The following is a 14,647-nucleotide window of genomic DNA, read 5'->3' as shown; positions in this document are numbered from 1 at the left end:
TGTATAAGAGACAGAGATCATGGAGCTGCTCGACATCCCGGCGGGTCCGCAGGTGGGCCGCGCATGGAGCTATCTCAAGGAGCTGCGCCTGGAGCGCGGCCCGTTGACGCGCGAGGAGGCGACGGCCGAGTTGCTGTCGTGGTGGCAGACGCAGGGGAACCGATAGTCGGAGCACCGCGTCTGAGCAGGTATGGATTACTGCCTGGGCGACGGTGATGGGGCGGCCACGATGTGGACCGGCACTCCCGACTTGGATCTTGACGGGGACGGTTTGGCAGATGCCATCAGTCTCGACTTCGACGGCGACGGACTGCGTGACGACGCGCTGGTGGATCTCGACGGGGACGGGATAGCTGACCACCTGCTGCTCGACCTCGACGACGACGGCACCGCGGAGGCCGCTTTCATCGATGACGGCTCGGGCACCTGGGGGCACGGCACCATGGCGGGCTCAGCGGATCGATCGGGTGGGCTGCGTTGGGTGGGGCTCGACAACGTCGAGCACACCGGCGGTCCCCTGGTGGATTTCGACGGCGACGGACGGGTCAATGACCGGCTGCTGGATTCCGATGGTGACGGGCGGGCCGACCGGGTGCTGATCGGCAATGACGGGGGCGGCTTTGGCGCCGCCTACGTCGACACCGACGGTGACGGGCGGTGGAACGTCAAGCTCACCGACGCCGATGGTGACGGTGCCGCCGATGGCGCCACCGCGTTGTGAATTGCCGAGCACCGCGGGGTATCCGAGAGCGGTGATTCCAGAAATACTGAACGCGGCGACAACTTCGCCCCGGGTATGCCGACCCACGGGGGGAGGGCAGCGATGAAGAAGATGCGGGTGGGCGCCCTTCTGGGGGCGCCGCTGGTGGCCGCTCCGACGTTGATCGGAGCGGCGAGCGGCGCGGCGACGGTCCCGGACACCGATCACCAGATCCTTCAGTACGGCCTGGCCGCCGAAGCCCTGGTCATGATTCCGGCGATGAACCAGGACTGGCTCGACCTGAGCAAGGAGCTGTACCTGGTGCCGAACGGATTCGCCCCCGACGGCACGGCGACGTTCCTTCAGGTGCCGGAGACCAATGACCTGAACGCGAGCATCAGCGGAGCCACCCAAATTCTGGTCGAGGCGATCGCGCAGCGGTGGAACGACGGCGAGTTCGGTTCCACAGACCCGCTGTACGTTTTCGGATATTCGCAGGCTGACGTCGCAGCCGGGCTGGCGGCAGAACAACTCCACGCGCAGTATCCCGACATGCCTTTGGATGCACTGCATTTCGTGTTGGTGGGCGACAGTGCCGCGGAGGGCGGATTCCTGAGCGGATTCATGCCGACGCTGCTGCAATGGATACCGGAGTCATGGCACGCCGACGTGATCGACATGGTCTATCAGTTCGCCGAGATGATGCACGTCGACTCGGTCATCGGCTTGGTGACCCCGAGCGATCTGTACACGACGGACGTCTACTCGCTGTCCAGCGACGGGTTCGCGAACTGGGATAACGGCCGGCAGATGGCCGGCATGTTCAGCGACCACCTCGCATACCTGGGCCTGACGCCGACCGAGATCGCGGGTGCGACCGAGGACGTGATCGGCAACACGACCTACCACATGATCGACTCCGCCGACGTGAACATGTTCCAGGCGCTGCTGAATTCGCTCGAAATGATCATCGGCGGAGTACTGGCCTGGTTCTGAGCCGCGCTCAGCGCCCCCGGCGGAGCTGGTGCGGCCGGGTCTCGCTTCGCGCTGGCGCGCTCAGCGCCCCCGGCGGAGCTGATGCGGCCGGGTCTCGCTTCGCGCTGGCGCGCTCAGCGCCCCCGGCCGGGCGGTCCGGCGAAGGCTTGGGCGATCTCCAACCAGCGCTGCGCGTCGCCGCCGTGGGCCACGACGTCAAGGTCAGCCAGCGCACGCCGCTGCGTGACCAAAAAGCAGAAGTCCTCGGCGGTTGCGGTCACCCGCTGCTCGGCGTTCACCGGACCCCATGCCCACACACCGCCCCCGGGAGCGTGTAGTTCCACGTGAAACGGTTCGGCCGGCGGGGTCAGGTTGTGCACGGTAAACGCGAAGTCGCGGGTCCGCACACCCAAATGCGCGATCGACCGCAACCGTGCCGTGGGTCGGCGGCGCACCCCGAGTGCATCGGCCACGTCCAGGCCGTGCGCCCAGGTCTCCATCAGCCGAGCGGTGGCCATCGAAGCGGCGCCCATCGGCGGGCCGAACCAGGGCAGCTTGCGTCCGTCAGCCACACCGAGTAGCTCCTCGTGCAGCTGCGCGCGGGTGGAGCGCCAGTCCGCCAGCAGCTCGGCCGGCGGCAGCTGGGCCAGCTCGGCGGCACCGGCGTCGACGAATCCGGCCGGATCCTTCATCGCCTCGGCGAGGGTGGCAGCAAAACCCGCCTCATCGACGATCGCGGTCAACGCCACCCGGTCGGTCCAGAGCAGATGCCCGATCTGATGAGCGATCGACCAGCCGGTCGCCGGTGTGGGCGTGCCCCACTGACTGTCGGCGAGCGCGGCTACCAGGGCGTCGAGCTCGTCGCTTTCGGCAATCAGATCCGCGACGATCGATTCAGTTTCGGCCATGTTCGTACTTTAAGCCCACCGGTTCGCGGCGCCGCCCGATGAACGCGTGACCGGCCAACCCGACCAGGTACAGCAGGGTGCCGGCCACGATCAGCGACGGCGCCTGCCCGTCGGGGGGAATCACCGCCGCGGCGCCGGCCACAGCGAGGATGAACGACACCCAGAACAGCGAATCCTGTACCGCAAAGACATGTCCGCGCAGGGCGTCGTCGACGTCGATCTGCATAGCGGTGTCGGCACAGAGCTTGACCACCTGCCCGGCGACTCCGAGCAGGAATCCGCACAACACCAGCACCGGCAGGTACAGCCCGACGGCGGCCAGTTGGATGACCGCAGCCGCCGCCAGGGCGCCGTTGGTGGTGGCGTAGCGGCCCCAGCGGTGCACCGCCGGCGGGGTCAGCGCCGTGGCCAGAAATGACCCGGCGCCGGCCGAGGCGACGAACAACGCCGTGGTGCCCAGGCCAGACACCGTGTGTTCCCCGACGTGCCGGACCAGCACCAGCACCACCAACGTGTTGATGCCGAAGGCCATCCGGTGCGCGGCCAGTCCGGACAGGGTGGCGGCCACGGTGGGCCGGTCGCGCACCGTCCGGATGCCGTGCATCCAGCCCGTCGTCACCGCGTACAGCACCGAGCCGTGGATTGCCCGCTTGGTGTCGTCGGGACCGAGCACGTGGGCTTCGAAGCGCAGCGAGAGCACCAGGGCGATGGCGACGGGGATGGCTACGGCCGCGATGATCGACGCCGCTCCGCGGTCGTCGGAACCGATCAGCCAACGCGGTAGCAGCATGAAGTTGGCGCCCAAGAAGGCGGCGACCGCACCGGTCGCGATCGCCACGGCATTCATCGTCACGACCTGCTCGCGCGGCACCACGTGTGGCAGCGCCGCGGACAGCCCGGAGGCGATGAACCGGGTGAATCCGTTGGCGATCAGTGCCGCGCACAGCACCGGCAGGTCACCGGCACCGACAGCCAGCAGCACGGCGATCCCGAGCACCAGCACCAGTCGGGCGAGGTTGGCCATCACCATCACCTGGCGGCGGTCCCAGCGGTCCAGCAGGGCGCCGGCGAACGGCCCCAGCACCGAATACGGCAAAAACAGCACGGCGAAAGCACCCGCGATCGCCCACGGCGAGGCGGCTCGGTCCGGGTTGAACAGCAACGCTCCGGCCAGTCCGGCTTGGAACAGGCCGTCGCCGAATTGGCTGGCGGCCCGCAGTTCCAGCAGTCTGCGGAACTCGGGCAGGCCGCGCGTCGACCGCCACAGTGACGCGGGTGCGCGGTTGTCCACCACAGAACCTCTTCCAGCCTCGGGCGGCGGCGCGGCACCGGCCCCAAACCAGCCTACAAATATCGCGGGCCGGCCGATGTTCGGCACAGCTCAACACGAATGACGGCGGCGGGTGCCATGATGGAAAAATGGCCCAACCCGAAGACCCCGAGGACTATGTCGCGCCCGCTGCGCATCGGGTACGGGCCGGCACGCTGCTGTTGGCCAACACCGATCTGCTCGAACCCACCTTTCGCCGCACCGTGATCTATGTGGTCGAGCACAACGACGGTGGAACCCTGGGCGTGGTGCTCAACCGGCCCAGTGAGACCGCTGTCTACAACGTGCTCCCGCAGTGGTCGGAGCTGGCCGCCAAACCCAAGACGATGTTCATCGGCGGGCCGGTGAAACGCGATGCCGCGCTGTGCGTCGGGCTGTTGCGGGTCGGCACCGAGCCACACGGATTGCCCGGTCTGCGGCACATCGACGGCCGACTCGTGATGGTCGACCTCGATGCGGACCCCGAGACCATCGCGCCGCACGTCGAGGGTGTGCGAATCTTCGCCGGTTATGCCGGTTGGACCATCGGCCAGCTCGAGGGCGAGATCGAGCGCGATGACTGGATCGTGCTGTCGGCGCTGCCGTCAGATGTGATGGTCCCCCCGCGAGTCGACCTGTGGGGACGAGCGCTGCGCCGGCAGCCCTGGCCCACGGCGCTGTTGGCCACCCACCCGATCGACATCAGCCGCAACTGAGTCGGCGGCCGACGCCGACGGAGGCGCCTTACCCGCAACCGCAGCCGCTGCCGCACCCGGGCGCCGGCTCCGGCGGCGCGGGCTCTCCGCAGCCGCAGCCGGCTCCGCAACCCGCCTCCTCGACGGGCGCACTGTCTCCGCAACAGCCTGACCCGCAACAGCCGACGTCGGCCGCTGCGTGGGCCTGAGCCGACAGGCGTGCCGCGTAGCGGGCGCCCTGCCAGGTCCCAGCGGCCAGCGTGGCGAGTGCCCCGGTGATCGAGATGATCAACGCCAGCAGCGCCATCGACGACGGGCCGGCCAGCACCAGCACACCGCCCGCACCCAGGATCACGCCGACGGCGAGCTGGGCGGGCGCGACCGCCCGCAATACCAGTTGTTCGGGGTCACCGGTGAGCGGGCGCACCAGCGTTCGGACTCCGAACACCAGCGACACCACCGCCGCAACCAGGCACAAGACACCCATGATCAGCATGGGTCCACCATACGAGCCGGGCGGTTAGCCCGTGGTGCCCACCTGGTGGCGGATGACGCCGGACTCCACCGGAGGGCGGGGAACGTCGAGCGGCGGCGGCGCGGTGCCCACCTGGTGGCGCACCGTGCCCGATTGCACCGGACCGCTGGGGGCCGGGGGCGGCGGGTTGGTACCGGGACGCTCGACCCGGAATCCGTTGACGATGCCGTCGGTCGCCGGAGCCGTGCCGATCGCGCGACCGGCGCCGGTGGTCACGGTCAGCGACACCAGGTAGGCGGTGTCGTCTGTCGGCACGATCACGTGGCGCCGTGAGGTGTTCAGCGTCATGTCGGCGTCGCGGTAGGTCCCCTCGATGATCGACGAGGGAAACCCGTTGAAGTCGTCCAGGGAGGCGTTGGTGGTCTGCCAGGCCATCAGTGTCTGGCTGTCGACGAACCCGTGCGTGATCGCTTCCTTCGGGTCGAACTGCCCGTCCAGCCGGTAGACCACGACCTGGGCGTTGGGGGTGTAAAGCGACCCGCTGCGCCGGTCGGCGATCACGGCGAACGCGTCGGGGACGTTGGGGTCGGGCACGTGGGACCAGCCCGCCGGCATCGGCAAGGTGATGTTGAACGCGTTGAACCCGGCGGGCTGTTGCGGTTGCAACTGCACCTTCTTGGCCGCGAAGTAGTCGCGCAGGGTGCCCGAGGTCGCCGGTATGAGGCCGTTCGGCGGCGCGATGGCAGCCGGGGCGCCTGGCACCACCGCGGGCGGCGGGATCGCCGGCGCCGGAGCCATCGGGCGCGGCGCTGACGCGAGCGGCCCGGTCACCGGTGCCGCTGCCGGCTGGGCGGCGGGGCCGTAGGGATTCGGCTGTGCCGGGACCAGCGGATCAGCGGCCACGGCGGGGATACCGGCCAAGCCCGCCGCCATGACAGCGGCGCAGCCGAAGAGGAGTCGCCAGCGGTGCGCGGTGTTCGTCATCTCCAGGGTCCTTCCGGGGCGGGCCGGGCAGCGATGCCCTGGCCGTGAAATGACGGTAGCCACGCGCCAACAGCATCGCCAGGGCCGCAACCGACCTGGAACTAAGCCCTCACCGGGTCGCAATCCAACTGATACCAAGCTGTGGCGATCGGACCGAAAAACACCGCCGTTTACCCTGTTGAGGTGAACGAAGCCCCGACCACCCAGGGATCCAGCGACCAGGCACCCCGGCACCGCTACACCGCGACGCTGGCCGGGCGTATCGAAGACACCTGGCAGCACCACTGGGAGCAGGCAGGGACCTTCAACGTCGCCAACCCGGTCGGCTCGCTCGCACCGACGGACGGTTCAACAGTTCCCGCCGACAAGATGTTCGTCCAGGACATGTTCCCCTACCCGTCCGGCGACGGCCTGCACGTCGGGCACCCCCTCGGCTATATCGCCACCGACGTCTACGCCCGCTTCTTCCGGATGACCGGCCACAACGTGCTGCACGCCCTGGGCTTCGACGCCTTCGGCCTGCCCGCCGAGCAGTACGCGGTGCAGACCGGTACCCACCCGCGCATCCGTACCGAGGCCAACGTCGAGAACTTCCGTCGGCAATTGCGCCGCCTCGGCCTGGGCCATGACAGCCGGCGCAGCTTCTCGACCACCGACGTCGACTTCTACAAGTGGACGCAGTGGATCTTTCTGCAGATCTACAACGCCTGGTTCGACACCCGCGCGAACAAGGCGCGTCCGATCTCCGAGCTGGTCGCCGAATTCGATTCCGGGGCACGCATCCTCGATGACGGGCGTGACTGGGCGCAGCTGTCGGCCGGTGAGCGCGCCGACGTGATCGACGGCCACCGGCTGGTCTACCGCTCGGACTCGATGGTCAACTGGTGCCCGGGGCTGGGCACTGTGTTGGCCAACGAAGAGGTCACCGCCGATGGGCGAAGTGACCGCGGCAATTTCCCGGTGTTCCGGAAGCGGTTGCGGCAGTGGATGATGCGGATCACGACGTACTCCGACCGGTTGCTCGACGACCTCGAACTGCTGGACTGGCCGGAGAAGGTCAAGACCATGCAACGCAACTGGATCGGACGCTCCACCGGTGCGGCGGCGTTGTTCGCTACGAACACCACCGACGGCTCAACGGTGGGTATCGAGGTCTTCACCACCCGCCCGGACACGCTTTACGGTGCCACCTACCTGGTGCTCGCCCCCGAGCATGAGCTGGTCGACCGGCTGACCGTCGAGGCCTGGCCAGACGGGGTGGATCAACGCTGGACTTTCGGAGCCGCCACACCGGCCGCAGCCGTCGCCGACTATCGCAAGGCGATCGCGGCGAAGTCCGATCTGGAGCGCCAGGAGAACAAGACCAAAACCGGTGTGTTCTTGGGTAGTTACGCCACCAACCCGGCGAACGGTCAGCAGGTCCCGATCTTCATCGCCGACTATGTGCTGGCCGGCTACGGCACCGGAGCCATCATGGCGGTTCCCGGGCACGATCAGCGTGACTGGGAGTTCGCCGCCGAGTTCGGCCTTCCGGTGGTGGAAGTCATTGCCGGCGGCGACATCTCAGTATCCGCTTACGCGGGCGATGGCACTCTGGTCAATTCCGGACCGCTGGACGGCATGGCCGTCGGGGACGCCAAGAAGGCGATGACTCAACAGCTGGAGGCTCAGGGCCGCGGCTGGGCGCGCATCGAATACAAGTTGCGGGACTGGCTTTTCGCCCGCCAGCGGTACTGGGGCGAGCCGTTCCCGATCGTCTTCGATGCCGACGGCCGCGCGCACCCGCTGGACTCCGCCGCACTGCCGGTCGAGCTGCCCGACGTCGCCGACTACTCACCGGTGCTGTTCGACCCGGACGACGCGTCCAGCGAACCGTCGCCCCCGCTGGCCAAGGCGACCGATTGGGTGCATGTCGAGCTGGACCTCGGCGACGGACTGCAGCCCTACACCCGTGACACCAATGTCATGCCGCAGTGGGCCGGAAGTTCCTGGTACGAGTTGCGTTACGCCGACCCGCACAACACCGAACGCTTCTGCGCGCCGGAGAACGAGGCCTACTGGATGGGCCCGCGGCCGACCGAGCACGGACCCGATGATCCCGGCGGCGTGGACCTCTACGTCGGCGGCGCCGAGCACGCGGTGTTGCATCTGCTGTACTGCCGCTTCTGGCACAAGGTGCTCTACGACCTCGGGCACGTCAGCTCGCGCGAGCCCTATCGTCGCCTGGTCAACCAGGGCTACATCCAGGCTGCCGCCTACACCGACTCCCGCGGGTCTTATGTGCCGGCAGCTGACGTCGTGGAGCGTGACGGAAAGTTCTATCTGCCGGGCGCTGACGGTGACACGGAAGTGTTCGCCGAGTACGGCAAAATGGGCAAGAGCCTGAAGAACTCGGTGTCTCCGGACGAGATCTGCGACAGCTACGGCGCCGACACACTGCGGGTCTACGAGATGTCGATGGGCCCGCTGGACATGTCGCGGCCGTGGGCCACCAAAGATGTGGTCGGCGCACATCGCTTCCTGCAGCGGGTGTGGCGGCTGGTGGTTGATGAGGAGACCGGTGAGACCCGGGTGCTCGACGGCGAGCCGGACACCGAGACCCTGCGACTGCTGCACCGCACCATCGTGGGGGTGTCGGAAGATTATGCGGCACTGCGCAACAACACCGCGGCTGCCAAGTTGATCGAGTACACCAACCACCTGACCAAGGAGCATCGCGAAGGGGCTCCGCGATCGGCGGTTGAGCCGCTGGCGTTGTTGCTCGCACCGCTGGCTCCGCACCTGGCCGAGGAACTGTGGCGGCGACTCGGCCACGATTCCTCACTGGCGCACGGCCCCTTCCCGGTGGCCGACCCGGCCTACCTGGTGACCGACACCGTCGACTACCCGGTGCAGGTGAACGGCAAGAAGCGCGGACTGGTCACGGTGCCCGCCGATGCCGATAGCGACGCGATCAAGGCCGCTGCCCTGGCCGACGACAAGGTGCAGGCATTCCTGTCCGGTGCCGCCCCGAAGAAGGTGATCGTGGTGCCCGGCCGGTTGGTGAATCTAGTGGTGTGACAACGATCTGAGGCGACAGCATGGGCGCCGAGAGCGAAGCATTCCACGAGACGCTGGCGGAGTTGGGGCTGTTCGACGGTCTCGACGCCCCTGTTGCAGGGCATCGAACGTGCGCTGGGGCTGCCGCGGTTGGATGATCCCGATGCCGCCCTGCTTTTGCGGGCTGACGGCGAGGCCGCCGCGTGATTGCAGCAACTTATCGGGGCCGGACTGGACCCGGGCCAAGTGCTGCTGATGATTCGCCGGCTTTCCGAGGGCATTTCCCGGGCGGTTCCGGCATTCCGGTACAGCACTATCTCGGCGATCATGCGGCCGGGTCTCACCGAGGTTGAGGTCGCCAAAGCGCACGAGGAAATCGTGCGAACCGTTACACCCTTGTTGGGGGACATGATTCGCGACGTTCTGCTTGTCCAGCTACGGCGGGTGCTGGAGGGTGAGGAGGTCAACGCCACCGAGCGGGCGGCCGGCGTGGCGCTTCCCGGGGCGCGGCAGCTCGCGGTGGCCTTCGCCGACATGGTCGGGTTCACCCGGCTGGGCGAGGCGATACCGCCCGAAGAATTGGTGGGACTCGTTGAGCGCCTTGCCGATCTGGCCCACGAGGTGGTCCACCCTCCGGTGCGGCTGGTCAAGACGATCGGCGATGCGGTGATGCTGGTGTCGTCCGACGCCGCGCCCGGGATTGGTTCGGCAGCCCGGTGAATGTCGCGAGCCGGGTCACCAGCGTCGCCGAGCCCGGTGAGGTCATGACGGAGGGCGCGGCCCGCGAGGCCGTCGGGGAGGCTCCGGGGTACGCCTGGTCGTTTGTCGGCACCCGTGCGCTCAAGGGTGTGGAGGGCGAGACCAGATTGTTCCGGGTGCGGCGGCAGGAAACCCGATAGCTCAGCGCGGCCGGACCACCACTTCTTGCAGCTGTGCCTCGGCGGGTGTGCGTATCGCGGCGGCCACCACTTCGGCGACGGTGTCGGGACGCAGGAATCGGGCCGGGTTGTACTCGCCGCCCTCGTAGGCGACCAGGTCTTGTTGCATGTCGGTGTCGACCCGGCCCGGGTACACGGTGGTGACCCGTAGTGCGGGCTCGTCGCTGCGCAGTGAATCCGCGAACGCCCGCAGCGCGAACTTGCTCGCCGAATACGACGCCATTCCGGGGGAAACCCGTTGCCCGGCACCGGAGTTGATGAATACCACCTGCCCGCGGGCCGCCCGCAACGCGGGCAACAGAGCCAGGGTCAGGGCCACCGCACCGAATACGTTCACCTCGAAGGTGGCCCGCCACTCCTCGATATAGGACTCGCCGGCGGCACCGGGCAGCATCACCCCGGCGTTATGCACCAACACGTCGAGTTCGTCGACGATCTCGGTGGCCGCCTCGATCCCGTCGATGTCGGCCAGGTCCAGCGGCCAGGTGGTGGCGCCGAGCCGTTCGGCCACGGCGTCCAACCGCGCCGACGGGCGACCGGCGAGCAACAGGGTGTGGGTCGGCGCCAACGCCGCCGCTATCGCCGAACCGATACCGCCACCGGCTCCGGTGATCAGCGCAGTCGGCATCAACCGCAATCCATGGGGCAGCCCGCATCGCCGGCGGCTGCCGGTTCGACACCATCACAGGTCGCCAGCCGCTCCAGGGGCTCGAGCGCGCGGGTCAGGGTGTCGAGTTCTTCCTGGCTGAGCTTGTTCAGCATCGCCGCCAACGCCGCGTGCCGGTTTGCCAGCGACTCGCGGTGGCTCGCCAGACCCTCGGGGGTGATGTCGACCAGCACGGCCCGCAGATCCGAGGGATCGCGGCTGCGCTTGACCAAGCCGATCTTCTCCAGGCGGCGGATCGCCACCGTGGTGGTAGGGGTGCGTACCCGCTCATGGGCGGCCAGCTCGGTCATCCGGATGGGACCCCGGTCCAGCAGCGTGATCAGGATCGACAGCTGAGCCAGCGTGAGTTCGCCAGTCGGGGTGCCTCTGCTGATATCGCCGCGACGCAGGATCGAGAACAGTTTGGACAGCGAACGGTGCAAGCCTTCTGCGATCGCCGTCACCTGCGGCGTATCGGCCTTGCTCTCCGTCATAGTTCGCCAGTCTAACGGGTGACTGTGAAGCGGGTTGACAAGTCGTACAGGTTGCTGTCACAACACCTGGGACAGAAACTTCTGCAGCCGCTGCGTCTCGGCGTTGTCGAAGATCTGATCGGGCGGCCCGCACTCCACGACCTGGCCCCGGTCCATGAACACCACCGTGTCCGACGCCGAGCGGGCGAAGCCCATCTCATGAGTGACCACCACCATCGTCATGCCGTCGGCCCCGAGTTCGGCGATCAATGCCAGGATCCCCTTGACCAACTCCGGATCCAGCGCCGAGGTGGCTTCGTCGAAAAGCATCACCTGCGGCTGCATCGCCAGGGCGCGGGCGATCGCCACCCGTTGCTGCTGGCCGCCGGAGAGCGCCGAGGGGCGGGAGGTGGCCTTGTTCTTCAGCCCGACTCGATCCAACAGCCCCAGCGCCAGTTCGCGGGCGGCGTCGTCGGACATCCCGCGCAGCTTGCGCGGAGCCAGGGTGATGTTGTCCAGCACGGTGCGGTGGGGGAACAGATTGAAATGCTGGAACACCATCCCGATCCGCTGCCGCAGCTCGTCGGGGTCGTCGGCCAACACCGATCGGCCGCCCAAGAGGACGTCGCCGGCATCGGGTTCGTGGAGCCGGTTCAAGGTGCGCAGCATCGTCGACTTACCCGAGCCGGAGGGACCGATCACCGCGGCGGTGGCGCCCGCCGGCACGTCGAGGTCGACTCCGCGCAACACCTGATGTTTGCCGAACGACAACTCAATTCCTTTGGCCGCCAGCGACACCGGCTCGCGCGCTGCGGGCGCCGTCACGTCATCTCCTGACTGGAGATCGCCGGGCTCAGCTCGACGGCATCGTCGGGTTCGGGGGGCCTGCCGCGCCGCAGCCGATGATCGACGACGTTCACCAGGTGCGTCAGCGGGATGGTCAGAGCCAGATAGAGGATGCCGGCGGCCACCAAGGGGGACAGGCTGCCGGTCTGGGCGTTGAAGTCGCGGCCCACCTGGAACAGTTCGCGCTGACCGGCGACCAGGCCGAGGAAGTACAGCAGCGCCGACGCTTTGAGCAGGGCGATGAACTGGTTGACCAGCGCCGGCAGCACTCGCCGGATACCCTGCGGGATCACCACCAGTCGCATCGCCTCCGGGTAGCCGAAACCCAGTGCGCGCGAGGCCTCCAGCTGACCGGACTCCACACTCTGGATGCCCGAACGCAGGATCTCTCCGATGTACGCCGCCGCGGTCAGCCCCAGCGCCGCGATCCCCAGCGGATAGGGATTGTTGTGCGTCAGGCCGCCCACCAGCGGCCCGACCGCCAGGCCGATGAGCAGGATGATCAGCACCTCGGGCAACCCCCGGAAGATGTCGGTGTAGATCCGCGCCGGCCAGCGCAGCCAACGGCTGCGCGAGAGGCCGGCCACGGCCAGCCCCAGGCCGGCGACCAAGCCGATGACGCCGCCGCTCACCGTCAGCAGCACCGTGTTGGGCAGGCCGGTCTTGAGCAGATCGGGCAGGGCGCGCCGGTACAACTGCCAGTCGAAGAAGGAGTCGCGTAGCTGCGCCAGAGTTGACTTGGGTGTGTACGGCTCGGACTCGGGCCGGTGATGCCGGGCCGCAATCGCGGCGAAGTCCGGCAGGTGTGGGGTGGCCGCCGACTTGGAACCCGGCTGCCAATCCGGCGGCAACGGCCGCGGCACCCAGTCGGTGAACAGCTGCGGCCAGGTGCCGTCTTCGATGACGGCGTCCAGGCCGGAGTTCAGCGCCGAGATCAGCGCCTGGTTCCCCTTGGCCACCGCGTACGCCTCGAAGCCGGCCGGGCTGAACGTGTAGCCGACGATCTGTGCCGGGTCACCGGGCCTCAACAGGTTCAGTGCGGTCAGCGACGGGGCCACCCACGCGTCGACCTGGCGGCTTTTCAGGCTGGCGTAGAGCGTGATCGAGTCGGGGAACCGCACCGGTTCGACTTCCAGGGCGTCGACGGCGTAGGCGTCTTCGACCGTGCCTTGGACCACCGCGATGCGCTGGCCGCTGGCCAGGGAGTCGAATCCGGTGATCCCGGATCCGGCCGGGACCACCAGCGCCATGTACCCGAAGTCGTAGCCGTTGGTGAAGCCGACGGTGCGGCGGCGCTCGTCAGTGGCGTTGATCGACGCCGACCCGACGTCGAAGCGTCCCGACTCCACCTGGGCCAGCAGGCCGAAGAAGTCGGTACCGACGAAATGCACCCGCAAGCCCAGCTTCTTGGCGATGGCCCGCAGCAGTTCGTTGTCGAACCCGCTGTAACGGCCGTGGGCGTTGATGCAGTTCGTCGGTGGGCTTTCGGTCAGCGTGCCGACCGTCAACACTCCGGGGGTGCCCAGCCCGAGCTTGGTCACGTCAATCGAACTGAGCGGTTCGACGCCGGCCGTGGTGTATTTGTCCTCGCGTGGCCGCTTGGCGTTGGCCAGTTTGACCGGCAACGCGACCGCGGCCTGCTCCCCGGGCGGGGTGCACAGGTCCGGGGCGGCCCCGGCCGGCGGCACCGCCGCCAGTCCGCCCACGATCATGCACGTGGCGATGAACGCCGCGAGCCTTATTGCTGGTCGCGCCATCGGCACAGCGCCTCGGCGGCGGACAGGTCGTAGTCGGGTCCGCTGCTGCCGATGGTCAGCAGGCGGACCCCCAGTCCGGTCAGTGCGTCGGCCTCGGCCAGCAATTCGGCCACCGTGCCCCGGGTCTGGTCGCCGCCCAGCGCCGCCGAGTGTTCGATGGTGGCGGGGTCTCGCCCGACGGCGGCACAGTGCTCCGCCAGCACGGCTGCCTTGTGCGGGTAGGCGTCGGCGTCGGCGAAGCTGTGCCACATGTCGGCGTGCTCGGCGACCAAGCGCAGGGTCTTGCGCTCCCCGCCGCCCCCGATCAGTAGCGGGATCGCTCGGGTAGGCGGCGGATTCAACTGCGTCAGACGGCTTTTGATCCGGGGCAGCGCGCCGGCCAAGTCGTCGAGGCGGCTGCCGGCGGTGCCGAACTCGTAGCCGTATTCCCGGTAGTCCCGGTGTTTCCAGCCCGAGCCGATGCCCAGGATCAGCCGGCCGTCGCTGATGTGGTCGACGGTGCGGGCCATGTCCGCGAGCAGCTCCGGGTTGCGATAGGAGTTACACGACACCAGCGCGCCGATCTGGATGCGCGAGGTCTGCTCGGCCCAGGCGGCCAGCATGGTCCAGCACTCGAAGTGCGGTCCATCGCGGTCGCCGTAGAGCGGGAAGAAATGGTCCCAGTTGAAGGCGATGTCGACGCCGAGGTCTTCGCAACGCCGGACCGCGTCGCGGATGGCGCCGTAGTGCGCGGCGTGTTGGGGCTGCAGTTGGACGGCAATGCGGATGGGCCGGGCCATCTCGCCACCTTATCCCCGGAACCGCCGGTGTCGATGCGGCGATTCCAGCTTCGCCTCTCCTTCGTCGAGCCTCGCTGAACCGCCGGTGTCGCTGCGGCGATTCCAGCTTCGCCTCTCCTTCGT

At 68.2% G+C, this 14,647-nt stretch carries 13 protein-coding genes and 2 pseudogenes; 6 read left to right on the top strand and 9 right to left on the bottom strand.

Annotated elements, in window-relative coordinates; translation table 11 throughout:
- Window positions 1-13: 13 nt before the first annotated feature.
- From LI94_RS23240 to LI94_RS16400, 3 genes and pseudogenes are all read left to right on the top strand, one after another.
- Window positions 14-166, top strand: a pseudogene (locus tag LI94_RS23240) (CCA tRNA nucleotidyltransferase); the annotation flags it as partial.
- Window positions 167-190: 24 nt separating this feature from the next.
- Complete coding sequence (locus tag LI94_RS16405; RefSeq protein WP_024442748.1) at window positions 191-721, top strand: hypothetical protein; 531 nt, start codon at window positions 191-193, stop codon at window positions 719-721.
- Between the two features lie 102 nt (window positions 722-823).
- On the top strand, window positions 824-1,696 hold the full coding sequence (locus tag LI94_RS16400; protein WP_046301840.1) for a PE-PPE domain-containing protein: 873 nt from the start codon (window positions 824-826) through the stop codon (window positions 1,694-1,696).
- A gap of 113 nt (window positions 1,697-1,809) precedes the next feature.
- Here LI94_RS16400 and LI94_RS16395 read toward each other — a convergent pair whose 3' ends face one another.
- Together LI94_RS16395 and LI94_RS16390 are read right to left on the bottom strand one after the other, a co-directional pair.
- Window positions 1,810-2,583: a TIGR03084 family metal-binding protein gene (locus LI94_RS16395; protein WP_046301839.1), complete on the bottom strand. Its 774-nt coding sequence runs from the start codon at window positions 2,581-2,583 to the stop codon at window positions 1,810-1,812.
- On the bottom strand, window positions 2,570-3,874 hold the full coding sequence (locus tag LI94_RS16390; protein ID WP_152664849.1) for an MFS transporter: 1,305 nt from the start codon (window positions 3,872-3,874) through the stop codon (window positions 2,570-2,572). The genes LI94_RS16395 and LI94_RS16390 overlap by 14 nt, the downstream gene beginning before the upstream one ends.
- Window positions 3,875-4,002: 128 nt before the next feature.
- Between LI94_RS16390 and LI94_RS16385 the strand changes: the two genes are divergently transcribed.
- Window positions 4,003-4,608, top strand: a complete 606-nt coding sequence (locus tag LI94_RS16385; RefSeq protein ID WP_024442744.1) for a YqgE/AlgH family protein — start codon at window positions 4,003-4,005, stop codon at window positions 4,606-4,608.
- A gap of 28 nt (window positions 4,609-4,636) precedes the next feature.
- Here the strand turns inward: LI94_RS16385 and LI94_RS16380 are convergent, their stop codons facing one another.
- Window positions 4,637-5,083 carry a hypothetical protein gene (locus LI94_RS16380; RefSeq protein WP_046301837.1) on the bottom strand — a complete coding sequence of 149 codons (447 nt, stop codon included), beginning with the start codon at window positions 5,081-5,083 and terminating at the stop codon, window positions 4,637-4,639.
- Window positions 5,084-5,107: 24 nt separating this feature from the next.
- The gene (locus LI94_RS16375; protein ID WP_082105790.1) at window positions 5,108-6,046 is read right to left on the bottom strand and encodes an LpqN/LpqT family lipoprotein; all 939 of its coding nucleotides are present in this window, start codon (window positions 6,044-6,046) and stop codon (window positions 5,108-5,110) included.
- 183 nt (window positions 6,047-6,229) lie between these two features.
- Here LI94_RS16375 and leuS point away from each other — a divergent pair, with 183 nt between their 5' ends.
- Both leuS and LI94_RS24975 read left to right on the top strand, forming a co-directional pair.
- A complete protein-coding gene (leuS, locus tag LI94_RS16370; RefSeq protein ID WP_046301842.1) occupies window positions 6,230-9,106 on the top strand; it encodes a leucine--tRNA ligase in 2,877 nt (958 codons plus the stop codon).
- 93 nt (window positions 9,107-9,199) lie between these two features.
- Window positions 9,200-9,984 (top strand): annotated as a pseudogene (locus LI94_RS24975) (adenylate cyclase regulatory domain-containing protein).
- A 1-nt stretch (window position 9,985) separates the two neighbouring features.
- Here LI94_RS24975 and LI94_RS16360 read toward each other — a convergent pair.
- From LI94_RS16360 to LI94_RS16340, 5 genes are read right to left on the bottom strand one after another with little or no spacing between them, the layout of a single operon-like run.
- A complete protein-coding gene (locus tag LI94_RS16360) occupies window positions 9,986-10,651 on the bottom strand; it encodes an SDR family oxidoreductase (RefSeq protein WP_024442741.1) in 666 nt (221 codons plus the stop codon).
- Window positions 10,651-11,163 (bottom strand): MarR family transcriptional regulator, encoded by a 513-nt coding sequence (locus LI94_RS16355; RefSeq protein ID WP_024442740.1) that lies wholly within the window; start codon window positions 11,161-11,163, stop codon window positions 10,651-10,653. The genes LI94_RS16360 and LI94_RS16355 overlap by 1 nt, the downstream gene beginning before the upstream one ends.
- 57 nt (window positions 11,164-11,220) lie before the next feature.
- A complete protein-coding gene (locus tag LI94_RS16350) occupies window positions 11,221-11,940 on the bottom strand; it encodes an amino acid ABC transporter ATP-binding protein (protein WP_275451599.1) in 720 nt (239 codons plus the stop codon).
- Window positions 11,941-11,963: 23 nt separating this feature from the next.
- Entirely contained in the window at window positions 11,964-13,745 is a 1,782-nt protein-coding gene (locus tag LI94_RS16345) for an ABC transporter substrate-binding protein/permease (RefSeq protein ID WP_046301841.1), read from the bottom strand.
- Window positions 13,727-14,524, bottom strand: a complete 798-nt coding sequence (locus LI94_RS16340; protein WP_024442737.1) for an LLM class F420-dependent oxidoreductase — start codon at window positions 14,522-14,524, stop codon at window positions 13,727-13,729. Before LI94_RS16340 ends, LI94_RS16345 begins: the two co-directional genes overlap by 19 nt.
- Window positions 14,525-14,647 lie beyond the last annotated feature (123 nt).

This window comes from Mycobacterium sp. UM_Kg27, assembly GCF_000972905.1.
Taxonomy (GTDB): Bacteria; Actinomycetota; Actinomycetes; order Mycobacteriales; family Mycobacteriaceae; genus Mycobacterium.
The sequence above is the reverse complement of the archived record's forward strand: the minus strand, read 5'-3'. Positions and strand labels throughout refer to the sequence as shown.